Below are 17,044 nucleotides of genomic sequence, written 5' to 3'. Positions count from 1 at the left end.
GGTGGTCACCGGTCGACGCCTCCCATCACAGGGTCGATGGACGCGACGGCGACGATGACGTCGGCGACCTGGCCGCCCTCGCACATCGCCGCCATGGCCTGCAGATTGGTGAAGGACGGGTCGCGGAAGTGGACCCGGAAGGGGCGGGTGCCTCCGTCGGACACGGCGTGCACCCCGAGCTCGCCCTTGGGCGACTCGACCGCCGTGTACGCCTGTCCCGGCGGGACGCGGAAGCCCTCGGTCACCAGCTTGAAGTGGTGGATCAGGGCCTCCATGGAGGTGCCCATGATCTTCTTGATGTGGTCGAGGGAGTTGCCGAGTCCGTCCGGTCCCAGGGCGAGCTGGGCGGGCCAGGCGATCTTCTTGTCGCCGACCATGACCGGGCCGGGCTGCAGCCGGTCCAGGCACTGCTCGACGATCCGCAGGGACTGGCGCATCTCTTCGAGGCGGATCAGGAAGCGGCCGTAGGAGTCGCAGGTGTCGGCGGTCGGGACGTCGAAGTCGTACGTCTCGTAGCCGCAGTACGGCTGCGCCTTGCGCAGGTCGTGCGGGAGACCGGCGGAGCGGAGGATCGGGCCGGTGGCGCCGAGGGCCATGCAGCCGGACAGGTCCAGGTAGCCGACGTCCTGCATACGGGCCTTGAAGATGGGGTTCCCGGTGGCGAGTTTGTCGTACTCGGGAAGGTTCTTCTGCATCTTCTTCACGAACTCGCGGATCTGGTCCACCGCGCCGGGCGGCAGGTCCTGGGCGAGTCCGCCGGGCCGGATGTACGCGTGGTTCATGCGCAGGCCGGTGATCAGCTCGTAGATGTCGAGAATGAGTTCACGATCACGGAATCCGTAGATCATGATCGTCGTGGCGCCCAGCTCCATGCCGCCGGTGGCGATGCACACCAGGTGGGAGGAGAGCCGGTTCAGCTCCATGAGGAGCACGCGGATGATCGTGGCGCGGTCCGGGATCTGGTCCTCGATGCCGAGGAGCTTCTCCACGGCGAGGCAGTACGCCGTCTCGTTGAAGAACGGCGTCAGGTAGTCCATGCGCGTCACGAACGTGGTGCCCTGCGTCCACGTGCGGTACTCGAGGTTCTTCTCGATACCGGTGTGGAGATAGCCGATGCCGCAGCGGGCCTCGGTGACGGTCTCGCCGTCGATCTCCAGGATGAGCCGGAGCACACCGTGGGTGGACGGGTGCTGGGGGCCCATGTTGACGATGATGCGCTCGTCGTCGGACTTCGCCGCGGTCTCGGCGACCTCGTCCCAGTCGCCGCCGGTGACCGTATATACGGTGCCCTCGGTGGTCTCGCGCGGAGTAGCGGTAGTCATTGCGGCCTCCCGAAGGGAGTCGTTGAGGGGCGGTGGTCGGGCGACGGGCGGGCGCTCATGAGTACGACCTCCGCTGGTCCGGAGCCGGGATCTGGGCACCCTTGTACTCGACGGGGATGCCGCCGAGGGGGTAGTCCTTGCGCTGCGGGAAGCCCTGCCAGTCGTCCGGCATCATGATCCGCGTCAGCGCGGGGTGGCCGTCGAAGACGATGCCGAAGAAGTCGTACGTCTCGCGCTCGTGCCAGTCGTTGGTCGGATAGACGGGGACGAGCGACGGGATGTGCGGGTCGGCGTCGGGGGCGGAGACCTCCAGGCGGATCAGCCGGTTGTGGGTGATCGAGCGCAGGTGGTAGACGGCGTGCAGCTCGCGGCCCTTGTCACCGGGGTAGTGGACACCGGAGACGCCGGTGCACAGTTCGAAGCGGAGGGCCGGGTCGTCGCGGAGGGTCTGTGCGACGCGCGGCAGATACTCGCGTTCGATGTGGAAGGTGATCTCGCCGCGGTCGACGACCGCCTTGTCGATCACGTTCTCCGGGACGAGGCCCTGTTCCTCCAGGGCGCCCTCCAGTTCGTCGGCGACCTCGTCGAACCAGCCGCCGTAGGGGCGGCCGGCCGGACCGGGGAGCCGGATGGAGCGGACCAGGCCGCCGTAGCCGGAGGTGTCGCCACCGTTGTTGGCGCCGAACATGCCGCGCTGGACGCGGATCTCCTCACCGCCCTCGCCGCGCTGGCCGGGGAGGTTGGAGGCGCCGAGGTCCTTTTCGGGGTTCACCCCGTTCGAACCGTTGGCGCCGTTCTTGCCGTTCGCGTCGCTCATCGCAGCAGCCCCTTCATCTCGATGGTGGGGAGCGCCTTGAGTGCCGCTTCCTCCGCCTCGCGGGCCGCTTCCTCGGCGTTCACGCCGAGCTTGGACGACTGGATCTTCTGGTGGAGCTTGAGGATCGCGTCCATCAGCATCTCCGGCCGTGGCGGGCAGCCGGGGAGATAGATGTCGACCGGGACGATGTGGTCGACGCCCTGGACGATCGCGTAGTTGTTGAACATGCCGCCCGACGATGCGCAGACCCCCATGGAGATCACCCACTTGGGATTCGGCATCTGGTCGTAGACCTGCCGCAGCACCGGCGCCATCTTCTGGCTGACCCGGCCGGCGACGATCATCAGGTCCGCCTGGCGCGGCGAGCCCCGGAACACCTCCATGCCGAAGCGCGCCAGGTCGTAGCGCCCCGCGCCCGTGGTCATCATCTCGATGGCACAACAGGCGAGGCCGAAGGTGGCGGGGAAGACGGACGCCTTGCGTACCCAGCCCGCGGCCTGCTCGACGGTGGTCAGCAGGAAGCCGCTCGGCAGTTTTTCTTCGAGTCCCATGCTTAAAGGCCCCTCAGTCCCATTCCAGGCCGCCGCGCCGCCAGACGTACGCGTAGGCGACGAAGACGGTGAGCACGAAGAGCAGCATCTCCACGAGCCCGAAAACACCCAGGGCGTCGAAGGTGACGGCCCAGGGGTAGAGGAAGACGATCTCGATGTCGAAGACGATGAAGAGCATCGCCGTCAGGTAGTACTTGATGGGGAAACGCCCGCCGCCGACCGGCGTGGGGGTGGGCTCGATCCCGCACTCGTAGGCCTCGAGCTTGGCCCGGTTGTAGCGCTTCGGGCCGATCAGCGAGGCCATGATCACGGAGAAGATCGCAAAGCCTGCCCCGAGGGCTCCCAGTACGAGGATGGGCGCATAAGCGTTCACCGCTCCTCGCTCCTCTCAGTCGGCACTGACTGCTGGCGGATTGCGTGGGCCTTGCTCTCCCGCCCCACCTGTCCCACGAACCCCGCTGGTCCCGGCGAAGATCGCGAACATGTGAAGCAGGTCACAAGCCCAACTGCCGTGCATCCTATGCCTGCGGGTCTGTGATCTGCGACACGGGGTACGGCACCGAGTTTGTGATCTCCACCACCTGATGAAGGATCATGAAGTCGGACGAGCGTCGATCTTCACACACGAAGCGCCAGAGAGATCACCAGAAGTGACATTTTCATTCGTCGCCGCTGGTCACGAGGGGCGTCTCTATATCAAGAGAGTTCCGCTGCATGCAAATTGGTGCTGGACCGGGCCGCTTGATAGTGCGCCGCGTTCACACGCCAGAGGGAGGCCCGGTGACCGATGTGGACGCGTGCACACATTCACGAGCGCCGGAGCCGGTCGATCCCGCGCGAAACGCGCCCGGATCGGTGACCATGATGTGACCTGCGCCACATCACAGCGAGATCAAATCCACCGGCCTGGCCACTCGCCGCAATCGATGGTAAACGCAGGGCAATTCGGGCGTAATCGCGAAAGCGCATGATCACGGGCTTGATCAGTCGCGTCCGCAATGTCCGTTACGGCGTCAATAAAGAGTGACGCACAGGAAATTTGGGCCCCCTGTTGAACAACTGTGGCGCAGCACACGTTTCTTGAAGGTATGGAGGAGTCGCTGGTATCGCTTGTTCCCATGTCCCACACCGCTCACATACGCAGCCACCGGAAACCCCGCCGCAACGCGTCCTCGATCGCGATGCGCGCCGGAGTTGCCGGTGGCGTTCTCAGCACCGTGGCAGTGGCCGGCGCGTCCACGGCCGCGTTCGCCGCGGAGCCGGTGACGCAGACGCTCGAACTGCCCACCCTCACGGCCGACCTGGCCACGCAGGCCGCGCAGTCCGCGGACGCCACGCAGGCGATGGCGGCCGACTACCAACTGCAGGCCGAGCGTGAAACGGCCGCCGAGGAGGCGGCCGAGCAGGCAGAGAAGGACCTCGCCAAGGCCAAGAAGGAAGAGGCACGGAAGAAGGCCGCCGAGGAGGCCGAGCGCAAGGCTGCCGCCGAGCGTGCCTCGCGGGACAGTGAGCGGACCACCCTCACGTCCAACTCGTCGACGACGACCACGACGGCGCCCGCCACTGGCAGTGTCGGCACGGTCATCGGCTTCCTCAAGGCGCAGCTCGGCGACGCGTACGTCCTGGGTGCCGCGGGCCCCAACGCGTGGGACTGCTCCTCGCTGGTCCAGGCCGCGTTCAAGCAGGTCGGCGTGGACCTCCCCCGGGTCTCCCAGGACCAGTCGATGCAGGGCACCGAGGTCTCCCTGTCGAATCTCCAGGTCGGCGACATCCTGTACTGGGGCTCGAAGGGCTCCGCGTACCACGTGGGTGTCTACGTCGGGAACGGCCAGTACCTCGACGCGGCGAACCCCTCCAAGGGCGTCGTCATCCAGGACCTCTCCGGCTACCCGGCGACGGGTGCGGTGCGCGTGCTCTGACCGCACGGTCGCCCAGGCGTTTTCCGGAGGGCCGCTCTCCCGTTGGGGACAGCGGCCCTCCGGGCTGCCCGCACAGCGGGCCTCAGGGGGCCCGCAGGGCGCCTCTCACCCCAGGTCGAAGGTGTTGGGCAGGCCCAGCCGGTAGCGGGTCTCGTCGACCCGTTTCAGGGGTTCCATCTCCGGGGGCCGGTACAGCTCCTGGATCTGACAGCGCTCGGCGTCCGATTCGTCCGCGTCGAGCAGCGCGTTGACGGCCAGGCGCGCGGACTCGTTGGCGCCCTCCATGGTCGCCAGGTCGACGTCGGTGCGGACGTAGTCACCCGCGAGGAAGAAGTTCGGGATCGCCGTGCGGGCCGAGGGCCGGTTGTAGAGCGTGCCCGTGGGGTGGACGAGGAGCTGTTCGCGGTTCTGCGGGTCGGGGCCGCCGAGGCCGGTCACCGCCGGGTCCATGAACCAGCCGAGGCGGTCCTCATCGGTGAGCGTGGTCTTCCCGGAGTCGTTGAGGGCGTCCTTGAGCTGCGCCCAGCACTCGGCGACGACCTCCTCCCGCGTGCACTCCCGGGCCGTCTTGCCGTACAGGATCCCCGGTTTGTCCCACTCCGAGATGATCGTGGAGAGGCAGTCGCGGGCGCGTCCGTCGCCGTAGTCTGCCGGAAAGTCCCGTACGTCCCAGAACTGGGCCTGGCCGACGGCGGTGACCGACCAGGGCGAGTCGAGGCAGTTGATGTGGCCGTGGACGACGGGGGTGGGCGTGCGCAGATAGAACATGATCCCGACCATCCAGTCCGTCTCCAGCGCGTCGCACCGGGCGAGCTGCGGGTCGGCGGCGCGCAGGGCGGGCCCCCAGGTGGTGCGGGCGTGTTCGACGGGCAGCGCGGAGACGTAGTGGTCGGCCGTGACGGTGCGTACGTCGGTGCCGTCGGGCGCGGAGACCCGTACGCCGGTGACGCGGCCGGCGTCGTACACGATCTCCCGCACCTGGGTGCTGGTCACGAACTCGACGCCCAGTGAGCGGAGATGGGTGACCCAGGGGTCGATCCAGGCCTCGCTGGTGGGGGCGTTGAGGACGCGGTCGATGTCGGCGTCGCCGTCCATGCCCCGGCCGAGGAGGCCCCACAGGAGGAGGGCCTCGATGATGACGCGGCCGACCGTGCGGGTGGAGGCGACCTCGGCTCGGGTGGCGACGAGATTGCGGGTCTGGCCGACGCCGAGGACGGTCCGGTACTCCTGGCTCATCTGTTCCGCGCGGATGAACTCCCACCAACTGGTCTTCTCCCACTGGTCCTCGCGGCGGGCGTCGCAGCTGGTGAGGTGGACGAGGACCCGGTTGGCGAAGTAGGCGACCTCGTGGGCGGGGAGGCGGGTGCCGAGGTCGAGGACCGAGAGGAGCTGGTCGCGGATCCAGGACGGGGTGAGGTCGCCCGGGGCGGGCGGGGTGGTGACACGGCGGAGCGGGAAGTGCAGGTCGGGGCGGCCGTCCGAGCGGGCGAAGAGGGCCTCGGTGCCGGCGCGGAGGTTGCCGCGGACGCCGTCGGCGTTGCCGGGGAAGGGGATGCGGCGCAGGGTGTCCGGCAGGTTCCGGTAGAAGCCGGGGAAGAAGCGGAAGCCGTGCTCGGCGGGGAGGGGTTCGCGGCCGCCCTCGCCCGTGCCGGGGACATCCATCGAGCGGGCCTTGCCGCCGAGGACGTCGTAGTACTCGTAGACGGTGACGGCGTAGCCGCGTTCGGCGAGTTCGTGGGCGGCGCTGAGACCGGAGACGCCACCGCCGAGGACGGCTACGTGTCTGCCTCCGGCGGCGGGGGCGGCGGCCGTGGGCGTAGAGGTTCCTAAGGCGAGGGTGCCGGCGGTGGCCGTGACGGCGGCCGTGGTTCCGGCGCTCGCGAGGAAGCGTCTGCGCGTGGGGGCGCCGGACCCCTGGGACTTCTGGGACTCCTGAGGGTGGTCCGTGCGTTCTGTCGTCATGGGAACGGGAGGGTAAGGAGGCGCGTGGCGGGACGGAAGGTCACGCCCCGCTCACGCACAGCATCCTCACACCGGCCGTCGCCCGAGGGTCACGCCTTCGGGGCGACCTTGCTCAGGCCGTTGATGATGCGGTCCATCGCGTCGCCGCCCGTGGGGTCGGTGAGGTTGGCCAGCATCTTCAGGGTGAACTTCATCAGGAGCGGGTGGGTCAGGCCCCGCTGCGTGGCGAGCTTCATGATCTTCGGGTTGCCGATGAGCTTCACGAAGGCGCGGCCCATCGTGTAGTAACCGCCGAAGGTGTCCTTGAGGACCTGCGGATAGCGCTGGAGGGCGAGTTCGCGCTGGCCGGGGGTGGCGCGGGCGTGGGCCTGGACGATGACGTCGGCGGCGATCTGGCCGGACTCCATGGCGTAGGCGATGCCCTCGCCGTTGAAGGGGTTCACCATGCCGCCGGCGTCGCCGACCAGCAGCAGGCCCTTGGTGTAGTGGGGTTGGCGGTTGAAGGCCATCGGGAGGGCGGCGCCGCGGATGGGGCCGGTCATGTTCTCGGGGGTGTAGCCCCACTCCTGAGGCATGGACGCGCACCAGGCCTTCAGGACGTCGCGCCAGTCCAGCTCCTTGAAGGCGGCGGAGGTGTTGAGGACTCCCAGACCGACGTTGGACGTGCCGTCGCCCATGCCGAAGATCCAGCCATAGCCGGGCAGGAGGCGGTCCTCGCCCGGCCCCCGCTTGTCCCAGAGCTCCAGCCAGGACTCCAGGTAGTCGTCGTCGTGGCGCGGGGAGGTGAAGTACGTACGGACCGCGACGCCCATCGGGCGGTCCTCGCGGCGGTGCAGGCCCATCGCGAGGGAGAGGCGCGTGGAGTTGCCGTCGGCGGCCACCACCAGCGGGGCGTGGAAGGTGACTTCCCGCTTCTCGTCGCCGAGCTTGGCGTGGACACCGGTGATACGGCGCGTGCGGTCGTCGATGACGGGCGCGCCCACGTTGCAGCGCTCGTACAGCCGGGCGCCCGCCTTCTGGGCCTGGCGGGCGAGCTGCTCGTCGAAGTCGTCGCGCTTTCGGACGAGCCCGTAGTCCGGATAGGAGGCGAGTTCCGGCCAGTCGAGCTGGAGGCGGACGCCGCCGCCGATGATCCGCAAGCCCTTGTTGCGGAGCCAGCCGGCCTCCTCCGAGATGTCGATGCCCATCGACACCAGCTGCTTGGTGGCGCGCGGCGTGAGGCCGTCGCCGCAGACCTTCTCCCTCGGGAAGCTGGTCTTCTCCAGGAGCAGCACGTCGAGCCCGGCCTTCGCCAGGTAGTACGCGGTGGTGGAACCGGCTGGCCCGGCCCCGACGACGATCACATCGGCGGTGTGTTCGGTAAGGGGCTGGGGCTCGGTCACGACGGGTTCTCCCCAAGAGTAGAAGGATCGAATCAAAGGTCCACTGGAAGACCAGAAAACGTGTGCCGACAGGCGCCGGACATGGGCAGTCTATTCAGCGGTACCGATCACCGGCTGAAGGGCTGCCCCTGTGAACCGAGCTCTGCCCGACGTACGGCTGCGCGTCCCCACCGACGAGGACGCCTTCGCTTGGCACCGGATCTTCGACGATCCCGACGTCATGGAGTTCCACGGCGGGAGGTCCGCCGAGCTGTCCGTCTACGAGGAGCTCACCGCGCGCCAGCGCCGTCACGACGCCGAGCACGGGTTCTGTCTGTGGACCATGCTCGACGAGGAGGGCCGCGCCATCGGTTTCACCGGCGCCCAGCCGTGGCCCCGGGAGTGGGGCCCGACCGGCGAGATCGAGATCGGCTGGCGGCTCTCGCGCGGCCACTGGGGCAAGGGCTATGTGACCGCGGCGGCGATACAGACCCTGGAGCGGGTGCGGGCGGCGGGCATCAGCAGCGTCGTCGCCATGGTCGACGCCGAGAACGAGCGGTCCATCGCCGTCACCCGACGGCTGGGCATGGAGCTGGCGGAGACGTACATGAGACCGGTCACGCAGCGGGTGGGGCACTGCTATCGGCTGTCGCTGTGACTCCGGTATCGACTGTCGCTGTGACTCCGGTATCGACTGGCACGGTGACGCTGGTCGGAGAGTCGGCCGCGCGTTCGTAATATCGGCAACTCGTCACGCAGCGTAGCGATTTGCCGCAGATTGCCACTCAGTGCTTCCGGCTGGGACCGCCCGGCGGCTACCCTGCCGGTACCGCTGGGGGTGAACATCTGTGCGCATAACACCCAAGTCATTCGAAGTGCGTGTGCCACGGTTCGTCGGTCTGATGGCCGTGGACGCGCGCGAGACGGCCGAGGCGGGCGGGCTGACCCTCGTCGCGCCCGACCGGCCCGACTTCCATCTCACCGTCGTGGACTACGTCGTACGGCAGTACCCGCCACCGGGCGTGGAGGTGCCGCGTGGGGCCGCGGTGACCGTGTGGTTCGAGTTGGGGGACGACGGTGGGGGTGTGCGGGAGCCGCGGCGCGGTGGGCCTCCGCCCGGGTTGCGCAGGGCGTTGGACGAGCCGGGGGATCCGTTTGATCGCGCGGTTGCCCGCGCCCTTTGAGGGGCGCGGGTTGAGGGGCGCGGCTCTCTACTTCTGCCAGAGCAGGATCGCTGCTGCTCCTCCCCCTCCGATGACGAAGGCCGCCGCGATCGTGAGGGTCCAGACGAGTGTCCGGCTGCGGGGCTTGGTGGGTTCGGGGGGCGGCAGATGGTAGGGGCCCAGTTCGACGAGCGGGGGCTCGTACGGGGCCGGTGTCGGGGCCGAAGACTGTGGGGGGATCCCGTAGCCTGCCGGGCCGTTGCTCGGCATGGCTGGGATCGGGGGTGCGATGACGGCCGTGCGGGCTCCCGTCATCTGGACCAGGTAGGGCGCGAGGAAGGCCGCGCCGAAGATCCAGAGGAGGCTGAAGAGGAGGGCCTCGGGGATGTTGAGGCCGACGTCCACCTGGCCCGCGGCCGAGAATTCGCCGCCGAATTCGGTCGCGGCGGAGCCGGAGGCCTCCATGCCGAAGCCGCTGATGCCCGCGAGGAGCAGGAAGAGGCCGGAGAAGACGCCCGCGGCGAGGAGTTGCTCGCCGCGGCCCGAGGAACGGCGGGCCGCGAGGACGCCGAGGGTCAGGGCGCAGACCGCGCCGAGCGCCAACGCGCCCACGACCGCCCAGGAGTTGACGGCGTCGCCCAGTTCGGAGAGCCCGAACGCCTCGCGCTCGTAGCCGCCGTACGGGGAGGACTCGACGAGTCCGTAGTCGCCGGACGAGTCGTTGCCGTACGACGTGTCGTCCCCGTATCGCGAACGGCCCGCCTCGCCCTCGATGGACGCGCCCCAGGAGAGGCCGAGGAAGTTGACGGCGAGGTTGGGGAGGACGAGCAGGACGAGGAGGAGCGGGTTGAGGTCCTCCTCCCATTCGTCCTGCCACTCGTTGTTCGCCGCGAGGACGACGAAGGTGACGAGTGAGCAGAGGACGAGGACGATCGCCAGGGCCCGTACGGCCGTTCCGGTCGCCCGGAAGAGGGCCTGGGGGCCGGGGCGGACGGCCAGCCAGGCGGCCAGGTCGTCGCGTTGCAGCAGGCCGACCGAGACGGCGGCGGTGAGCAGCAGCGCGCCCAGTGCCGCGAGCCAGGGCGACGTCGAGACCTCGGCGAGCACGACGTCGGGCTGCGCGAACAGCCCGAGCAGCAGTACGGCGACCGTCACCAGCAGCGTGACCCGGACGGCCGCTTCGAGCCCGGCGGTACGGCCGCCACCGGGCACCGGCCCCGGCCCTCCGGCGCCGGCACCGTCGTACGCGCCCCCGTACCCACCCGCATACGCACCGCCGTACGCGCGCCGTGCGACCAGGCGTGTACGGAGCTGCCGTACGCCGATGAAGAGCGCCCCGATGAAGAGGGCGGTCACCGTGAGCGGGACCAGGGTCAGGGTGACGGCGCCCTCGGCGGACTGGAAGTCGCCGGCGTACTCGCCGCTGAGTTCGGAGACCTCGAAGCCGCCGCCGAGGCCCTGGAGCAGGGCGGCGAGGGCGATGCCCAGCCGGTCACCGAAGCCGACCAGGTCCTCCTCGTCCTGGTTGTACGACGGGATGGCCAGGGCGATGGCCGCGGCGAAGAGGAGTCCGACCGGCCAGAGCGCGGCCAGCGCGGAGCCGCCCCAGTCGCCCCGGAACGCCCGGCCGAAGAAGGCGCCGACGGGTGAGGGGCGGGCGGGGACGGGGGTGTACGGGGGAGGAGGCGGCGGTGGGCCGAGGGGGGGCGCTCCCGGTGGGGCCGCCGGGGGAACCGCCGGTGGGGCCATGGCCGGAGCTCCCGGCGGGGCCGTTCCCGGTGCTCCCGGCGAGGGTGTCGGTACGGCCGGCGTTCCCGGATCCGCCGGGGGTGTCCGAGGCGGCGCTGTCGGTGGCGCCGTCGGCGGGGTGGACGGTGCTGCCGCGGGCGGAGCCGGAGGTGTCCCGGCTCCTGTGCCGCCCGACTCCGCCGCCGGGACCGGCAGGCGTTCCCGCCCGCATTTCATGCAGAAGCGTGCCTCGTCGGGACCTGGTGTTCCGCAGTACGGGCAGTAGGACGTCATGGAACGCTCCGTCATCCAGAGAACTCGTGCCGTGATGAGACGTGGTCAGACGCGCGTCGGCGTGTACTGACGTATCAACGGACGGTAGTTTTCTGTTGACCGGTTCCCGTCAACAGGGATCCCTTATGGGCATCCTCTTACGGGTGAACCTTGAACCCCCGGTGCAGTGCGACGACCCCACCCGTGAGGTTCCGCCACGCGACCTTGTCCCAGCCGGCCTGCCGGAGCCGCTCGGCGAGGCCCGCCTGGTCGGGCCAGGCGCGGATGGACTCGGCGAGGTAGACGTACGCGTCCGGGTTCGACGACACAGCGCGGGCGGCGGGCGGCAGCGCGCGCATCAGGTACTCGGTGTAGACGGTCCGGAACGGCGTCCAGGTCGGGTGGGAGAACTCGCAGATCACGACCCGGCCGCCGGGCTTGGTCACCCGGTACAGCTCACGCAGCGCGGTGTCGGTGTCCTGCACGTTCCTGAGGCCGAAGGAGATGGTCACCGCGTCGAAGGTGTCGTCCTTGAACGGCAGCTTCGTCGCGTCGCCCGCCGTGAACGGCAGCCAGGGGGTGCGCTCCTTGCCGACCTGGAGCATGCCGAGGGAGAAGTCGCACGGCACGACGTACGCGCCGGTCTGCGCGAAGGGCAGCGACGACGTGCCCGTGCCGGCCGCCAGGTCCAGGATCTTCTGGGCGGGGCGGGCGTCCACCGCCCGCGCGACCTCCTTGCGCCAGCGCCGGTCCTGTCCGAGGGACAGCACGTCGTTGGTCAGGTCGTACCGTTTCGCCACTCGGTCGAACATCGAGGCGACTTCGTGCGGCTGCTTGTCCAGGGATGCGCGGGTCACGGGCCCATTGTGGCAGTACGGGCCGCACGCATCGGCGTCCGGCCCACCCACTCCGCGCCCCTGAAAGGAAAAGCAGCGGGGGCGCCCCTCAGCGGCGGCGGTGGACCAGACGGCCTGCGCACACCGTGGCCATGCAGGTGCCGGAGTCGTCGAAGACGGCGAGGTCGGCGCGGCCCGTGGCGATGATCGCCGTGGGCCGGGGGTGAGGGAGCACGACCACGTCGTTGCGCTGGGCGGCGGCACGGAGTTCGGGGGTGTTCGCGTGCTCTTCCAGTACCGCGGCCGCGCCCGCCTTCAGCACCGCGTGGATGCGTTCCCGAGGAGACGGCGCGTCAGGAAGCGGGCCCTCGTGGACGTGGGCGGGCCCCAGGACACCGGGCCACCGCCGCACGCGGGCGTCCGGGAACCGCTCCTGGATCTCCACCAGCGGGCCCACGGCATGGACCCGGACGCCCTCCACGGCGACGGCACCGTCCTTGATCGGCGACGGGTCGTCCCACGTGTGCCGCACCTCGTCGGCGGCGTGAATGGTCAGCATGTGAGCCCTAGTTGGCGCTCAGCAGCTTCAGCTCGGGGTGGGCCGTGCCGCCCTCGATGGCCGTCGACGAGATGTGGGACATGACGCGCTCGTCGACGGGGTCGTTCGCCGGGTCGTCGTGGACGACGATGTGCTCGTACGTGGTGGTCCGCTGGGCCGGGACGCGGCCGGCCTTGCGGATCAGGTCGATGATCTCCAGGCGGTTGGAGCGGTGCTTGGCGCCGGCGGAGGAGACGACGTTCTCCTCCAGCATGATCGAGCCGAGGTCGTCCGCGCCGTAGTGCAGGGAGAGCTGGCCGACCTCCTTGCCGGTGGTGAGCCAGGAACCCTGGATGTGGGCGATGTTGTCCATGAAGAGCCGGGCGATGGCGATCATGCGCAGGTACTCGAAGAGCGTCGCCTGGGTACGGCCCTTGAGGTGGTTGTTCTCGGGCTGGTACGTGTACGGGATGAAGGCCCGGAAGCCGCCCGTCCGGTCCTGTACGTCACGGATCATGCGCAGGTGCTCGATGCGCTCGGCGTTGGTCTCGCCCGTGCCCATCAGCATCGTGGACGTGGACTCCACGCCCAGGTTGTGCGCGGCCTCCATGATCTCCAGCCAGCGCTCGCCGGACTCCTTGAGGGGCGCGATCGCCTTGCGGGGGCGCGCGGGGAGCAGTTCCGCGCCGGCGCCGGCGAAGGAGTCGAGACCGGCGGCGTGGATGCGCTGGATGGCCTCCTCCACGCTCACCTTCGAGATACGGGCCATGTGCTCGACCTCGGACGCGCCGAGGGAGTGGATGACCAGCTGCGGGAACGCCTTCTTGATCGCGGCGAAGTGCGTCTCGTAGTACTCCACCCCGTAGTCCGGGTGGTGGCCGCCCTGGAACATGATCTGCGTGCCGCCCAGCTCGACGGTCTCCGCGCAGCGGCGCAGGATGTCGTCGAGATCCCGCGTCCAGCCCTTGTCCTTGGCCTTCGGCGGGGCGTAGAACGCGCAGAACTTGCACGCCGTCACGCACACGTTCGTGTAGTTGATGTTCCGCTCGATGATGTATGTCGCGATGTGCTCCGTGCCCGCGTACCGCCGCTTGCGTACGGCGTCGGCGGCGGCGCCGAGCGCGTGCAGCGGGGCGTCGCGGTAGAGGTCGAGCGCCTCTTCCGGAGTGATCCGCCCACCCTCTGCGGCACGGTCGAGAACGGACTGGAGGTCGGCCTTCTCGGTCACCGGGAGCGTCCCTTTCGTAAGGGTTGAACGGACCGGGCCAGCCTACGCCAGCAGTTCGGATCGGCCGACGTCAGCCCGTGTGCCTGTGGACAACTCCGGAGGCGGGGGCGGAAGGCCTGTTGACCGGGATGGGGCGCCTCACGCCGCGTAGGCCTCCAGCAGCAGTCCGACGTACGCACCCGCGATCATGAACGGGCCCAGGGCGACCATTTGTCCGCGTACGGCCCGGCCCCGGGCCGCCAGGATCAGGGTGTACGCGCTGCCGATGAGGGCGCCGGCGAAGGTGCCGAGGTACAGCGCGCCCCAGCCATACCAGCCGAGGGCCGCGCCGAGGCCGAGGGCCAGTTTCACGTCGCCGAAGCCGAGGGCCACGGGTCTGATCAGGAAGAAGAGGAAGTAGAAGCCGCCGAGGGCGAGTGCGCCGTATGCCGCCGTGCGCCACTGGCCCGCGTGCTCGGGTACGAACGCCGCCGCGCCCAGCAGGGTGAGGGTCAGGCCTGCGAAGGGGAGGGTCAGGGGGTCCGGGAGGCGTTGTGCCTTGAGGTCCACGAGGGTGAGCAGGACGCCGAGTGGGGCGAGGAGCAGCCATACGGCCAGTTCGGGGCGGGGACCGGTGGCCAGGGCGAGGAGGGCGCAGACAAGGGCGGTGGTTGTGGCGACGGTGGGGGTGCTGGGGCCGTAGGCGCAGGTGGGGGTGGAGAGGGGGGTGGACGTGGGGGTTGTGCAGCGGGCGGGGCCGAGCCAGCCGGATGCCATGCCGGTGATTCGGTGGCCGGTGGGGCATTCGTGTTGCCAGGGGGTCTCTTCGTCGACCGTGAAGCGGTAGGCGGGGCGGGGGAGGAGGGTGCCTGTGGCTGCGCCCCACAGTGCGGCGGTGAGGGTGAGTGCGATCAACCAGGGGTCGAGGTCCACGTGGTCAGCCTATGAGGAGGGGTGCGTGTGGTGTGGCCGGAATGTTTTCGCCCCCGCCGCCCCTACCCTTCCCATCCCCAGGGGCTGTGCCCCTTCGACCCCCTTGGGCGCCTTATGGCTCGGGCGGGTCTGTTGGGTGGCGGGTGCGGGTTCGTTGGGGCTGGTCGCGCAGTTCCCCGCGCCCCTGAAGGCGTCGGGCGCGCCCCGTGTTTTCAAGGGGCGCGGGGAACTGCGCGACCAGGCCCCGCCCAGCCGCGGAGGAACGACCCGCCCCCTTACTTCACCTTCGCCATGCGGGCCGTCGGGTCGCCCGCGTCCGCGTTGTCCGCGGTGTACTGGAGTTCGTTGCCGACGGGGGTGAGGGTGATCTCGTGGGTATTCCTGGTGCAGGTGTTGGGGTTGTTCTTGGTGTCGGCGATGCTCGTGGCGACGATGTGGTCCTTGGCGACCTTCTTGAGGACGAGCTTGTCGTCGCAGGCGCCGCCGAGGAGGTCCACGGAGCGGAAGGTGCCCAACGGGTCGCCCGTCCCGGCCTGTTCGAGGGTGACTCGGAAGGTGCCTGCCGGGAGGTTGCCGTCGAGGGCATAGCCGTCGCCCTCCCAGGTGCCGAGGTACTTCTTGGGCACGTCACCCGCCCCGTCTTCCGGGAGTTGCGGGTCCTGGTCCTGGTTCCCGCCGGTCGGGTTCGTGCTCGCCGACGGTGCCGGGCCGGCCGCGTCACCGCCGCTGTCCTCCTCGCCCCCCAGCATCCCGAACCCGAACACCGAACCCAGGCTCACCACCGCGAACGCCCCCGCCACCGCCAGCGCGACCGAGCAACTCACCCTCCGGCCACGCCCGTTCGCCACGGTCGTGGAGGTCGCCGCCACGCTCAGCGACAACTTGCCCGGCGCCGATGACGGAGGAGGCGAGACCGGTGGCACCGTGTCCGCCACCACCGCGTCGGCCCGTTGTCCCGGCACGTGCGTCACCGGCGGCGCCTGAGGCGACATCACCGGCGGTGGGCCGAACACCCCGGTCGCGGCGGGGGGTTCGACGTTCGGCCCGGCGGCGCCAGTTGTCCCGGCGGCATCAGTGGTTCTGGGCACCCCAGTCACTCCGGCGGCATCAGTGGTCCCGGGCATCCCAATGGCTCCGGATGCCCCGGTCGCCCCAGCGACCCCGGCAGCCCCAGCGACCTCCTCCGTCGAAGAGCCCGGACCCGGCACCGCGAGACCGGTCCCCGGCGCCGCGAGACCCGCCCCCGTTGCCGCAGCGTTCGGCGCCACCACCGACTCCCCCACCGACACCGACGGACTGCTGAAGCCCACCGGTCCGGAAGGAACCCCCTCCCCCGCCTCCAGGTTCAGCAACTGCACCGCGCTGCGGCCGACCTGTTCCACCAGGGGGCCCGGCAGCCAGCCCGCCGCGACCAGGCGGGCCGCGCCCTGGGGTGCCAGGGTGCGGGCGACCTCGTCCGGGGCCGGTCGGCCGGTCGGCTCCTTCGACAGGCAGCGCTCGACCAGGTCCCTCAGGTCTCCCTCCAGACCGTCCAGTTGGGGCTCCTCGTGGACGACCTTGTAGAGGAGGGCGGCGGAGGAGTCGCCGGGGAAAGGGGATTGGCCCGTTGCCGCGTACGCGAGCACCGCGCCGAGGGAGAAGACGTCCGCCGCGCCGGTGACGCCCTTGCCGAGGATCTGCTCGGGCGACATGTAGCCGGGGGAGCCGATCGAGACGCCGGTGGAGGTGAGGGACGCCGTGCCGTCCGTGGCGCGCGCGATGCCGAAGTCGATGAGGAGGGGGCCGTCCACGGTCAGCAGGACGTTCGACGGCTTGACGTCCCGGTGGACCAGGTCCAGCGCGTGGACCGCCGACAGCGCCTCCGCGAGACCCGCGCCCAGTACTCGTACGGAGTGCGGGGGTAGCGGGCCGCCGTCCGCGATCGCTCCTGCGAGGGAGGGGCCCGCCGCGTACCCCGTGGCCACCCATGGGACCGAGGCCTCCGGGTCCGCGTCGAGGACGGGGGCCGTCCAGGCGCCGCCCACGCGGCGGGCAGCGTCGACCTCACGGCGGAAGCGGGCGCGGAACTCCTCGTCGAGAGCGAAGTGCGGGTGCACGACCTTGACGGCGACGGTGCGGCCGCCCGCGCTGCGCCCCAGATAGACGCGGCCCATCCCGCCGGACCCGAGCCGGCCGAGGAGCCGGTAGGGCCCTACGACCGTGGGCTCGCCGACACCGAGCGGTTGCATGGACGACACCTCCCCCGTACGTCTCCCGTACGTCACGCCGTACGTTCCCCCGCACGAACTCCGCGACGCGCGGCTCCTCAGCAGCGTAGTGCCGTACGCCCGAATGGGAATGCGAACGCCGGCGACCAGTCCCACAGAACGCGGAATTCGTCAAATGAATTTCCGGGAAGTTTGTGGGGACTTCCGGTGGAAGCGGTCGGGAAAGG

Annotated in this window: 15 protein-coding genes; 3 read left to right on the top strand and 12 right to left on the bottom strand. The window is 70.0% G+C overall.

Translation table 11 applies throughout. From position 1 onward, the window contains the following. Positions 1-5 precede the first annotated feature (5 nt). From JIX55_RS30730 to JIX55_RS30715, 4 genes are read right to left on the bottom strand one after another with little or no spacing between them, the layout of a single operon-like run. The gene (locus JIX55_RS30730) at positions 6-1,322 is read right to left on the bottom strand and encodes an NADH-quinone oxidoreductase subunit D (protein WP_257566488.1); all 1,317 of its coding nucleotides are present in this window, start codon (positions 1,320-1,322) and stop codon (positions 6-8) included. Between the two features lie 55 nt (positions 1,323-1,377). After that, positions 1,378-2,139 carry an NADH-quinone oxidoreductase subunit C gene (locus JIX55_RS30725; protein ID WP_257566487.1) on the bottom strand — a complete coding sequence of 254 codons (762 nt, stop codon included), beginning with the start codon at positions 2,137-2,139 and terminating at the stop codon, positions 1,378-1,380. After that, complete coding sequence (locus JIX55_RS30720) at positions 2,136-2,690, bottom strand: NuoB/complex I 20 kDa subunit family protein (RefSeq protein WP_007383964.1); 555 nt, start codon at positions 2,688-2,690, stop codon at positions 2,136-2,138. Before JIX55_RS30720 ends, JIX55_RS30725 begins: the two co-directional genes overlap by 4 nt. A gap of 13 nt (positions 2,691-2,703) precedes the next feature. After that, entirely contained in the window at positions 2,704-3,063 is a 360-nt protein-coding gene (locus tag JIX55_RS30715; protein ID WP_257566486.1) for an NADH-quinone oxidoreductase subunit A, read from the bottom strand. Between the two features lie 715 nt (positions 3,064-3,778). On the opposite strand from JIX55_RS30715, the gene JIX55_RS30710 reads away from it, so the two are divergent. Next, positions 3,779-4,609 carry a C40 family peptidase gene (locus tag JIX55_RS30710; protein ID WP_257566485.1) on the top strand — a complete coding sequence of 277 codons (831 nt, stop codon included), beginning with the start codon at positions 3,779-3,781 and terminating at the stop codon, positions 4,607-4,609. Between the two features lie 105 nt (positions 4,610-4,714). Here the strand turns inward: JIX55_RS30710 and JIX55_RS30705 are convergent, their stop codons facing one another. Continuing rightward, on the bottom strand, positions 4,715-6,571 hold the full coding sequence (locus JIX55_RS30705) for a hydroxysqualene dehydroxylase (protein WP_257566484.1): 1,857 nt from the start codon (positions 6,569-6,571) through the stop codon (positions 4,715-4,717). 89 nt (positions 6,572-6,660) lie between these two features. Continuing rightward, complete coding sequence (locus JIX55_RS30700; RefSeq protein WP_257566483.1) at positions 6,661-7,953, bottom strand: geranylgeranyl reductase family protein; 1,293 nt, start codon at positions 7,951-7,953, stop codon at positions 6,661-6,663. 130 nt (positions 7,954-8,083) lie between these two features. Here JIX55_RS30700 and JIX55_RS30695 point away from each other — a divergent pair, with 130 nt between their 5' ends. Together JIX55_RS30695 and JIX55_RS30690 are read left to right on the top strand one after the other, a co-directional pair. Beyond that, on the top strand, positions 8,084-8,590 hold the full coding sequence (locus tag JIX55_RS30695; protein ID WP_257566482.1) for a GNAT family N-acetyltransferase: 507 nt from the start codon (positions 8,084-8,086) through the stop codon (positions 8,588-8,590). Positions 8,591-8,780: 190 nt separating this feature from the next. Beyond that, positions 8,781-9,116 (top strand): PASTA domain-containing protein, encoded by a 336-nt coding sequence (locus JIX55_RS30690; protein WP_257566481.1) that lies wholly within the window; start codon positions 8,781-8,783, stop codon positions 9,114-9,116. 27 nt (positions 9,117-9,143) lie between these two features. On the opposite strand, the gene JIX55_RS30685 is transcribed toward JIX55_RS30690, so the two are convergent. The 6 genes from JIX55_RS30685 to JIX55_RS30660 form a co-directional block, all read right to left on the bottom strand. Further along, a complete protein-coding gene (locus JIX55_RS30685; protein WP_257566480.1) occupies positions 9,144-11,117 on the bottom strand; it encodes a zinc ribbon domain-containing protein in 1,974 nt (657 codons plus the stop codon). 137 nt (positions 11,118-11,254) lie between these two features. Further along, the gene (locus tag JIX55_RS30680) at positions 11,255-11,953 is read right to left on the bottom strand and encodes a demethylmenaquinone methyltransferase (protein ID WP_257566479.1); all 699 of its coding nucleotides are present in this window, start codon (positions 11,951-11,953) and stop codon (positions 11,255-11,257) included. A gap of 88 nt (positions 11,954-12,041) precedes the next feature. Then, positions 12,042-12,491, bottom strand: coding sequence for a hypothetical protein (locus JIX55_RS30675; protein ID WP_257566478.1), 450 nt, complete (start codon positions 12,489-12,491; stop codon positions 12,042-12,044). Between the two features lie 7 nt (positions 12,492-12,498). Continuing rightward, a complete protein-coding gene (gene mqnC / locus JIX55_RS30670) occupies positions 12,499-13,698 on the bottom strand; it encodes a cyclic dehypoxanthinyl futalosine synthase (protein ID WP_257566477.1) in 1,200 nt (399 codons plus the stop codon). A gap of 138 nt (positions 13,699-13,836) precedes the next feature. After that, positions 13,837-14,610 carry a prepilin peptidase gene (locus JIX55_RS30665; protein ID WP_257566476.1) on the bottom strand — a complete coding sequence of 258 codons (774 nt, stop codon included), beginning with the start codon at positions 14,608-14,610 and terminating at the stop codon, positions 13,837-13,839. Positions 14,611-14,885: 275 nt separating this feature from the next. Then, a complete protein-coding gene (locus tag JIX55_RS30660) occupies positions 14,886-16,838 on the bottom strand; it encodes a serine/threonine-protein kinase (RefSeq protein ID WP_257566475.1) in 1,953 nt (650 codons plus the stop codon). Positions 16,839-17,044 lie beyond the last annotated feature (206 nt).

It is taken from the genome of Streptomyces sp. DSM 40750 (assembly GCF_024612035.1).
Lineage (GTDB): Bacteria > Actinomycetota > Actinomycetes > Streptomycetales > Streptomycetaceae > Streptomyces.
Note: the sequence above shows the minus strand (reverse complement) of the source record. Positions and strands in the feature narration are given on the sequence as shown.

Excerpts from the sequence above, each read along its gene's own strand:
- JIX55_RS30660 (WP_257566475.1), bottom strand. The coding sequence starts at position 16,838 with ATGCAACCGCTCGGTGTCGGCGAGCCCACGGTCGTAGGGCCCTACCGG.
- JIX55_RS30725 (WP_257566487.1), bottom strand. The coding sequence starts at position 2,139 with ATGAGCGACGCGAACGGCAAGAACGGCGCCAACGGTTCGAACGGGGTG.
- JIX55_RS30675 (WP_257566478.1), bottom strand. The coding sequence starts at position 12,491 with ATGCTGACCATTCACGCCGCCGACGAGGTGCGGCACACGTGGGACGAC.
- JIX55_RS30710 (WP_257566485.1), top strand. The coding sequence starts at position 3,779 with ATGGAGGAGTCGCTGGTATCGCTTGTTCCCATGTCCCACACCGCTCAC.
- JIX55_RS30705 (WP_257566484.1), bottom strand. The coding sequence starts at position 6,571 with ATGACGACAGAACGCACGGACCACCCTCAGGAGTCCCAGAAGTCCCAG.
- JIX55_RS30720 (WP_007383964.1), bottom strand. The coding sequence starts at position 2,690 with ATGGGACTCGAAGAAAAACTGCCGAGCGGCTTCCTGCTGACCACCGTC.
- JIX55_RS30685 (WP_257566480.1), bottom strand. The coding sequence starts at position 11,117 with ATGACGTCCTACTGCCCGTACTGCGGAACACCAGGTCCCGACGAGGCA.
- JIX55_RS30730 (WP_257566488.1), bottom strand. The coding sequence starts at position 1,322 with ATGACTACCGCTACTCCGCGCGAGACCACCGAGGGCACCGTATATACG.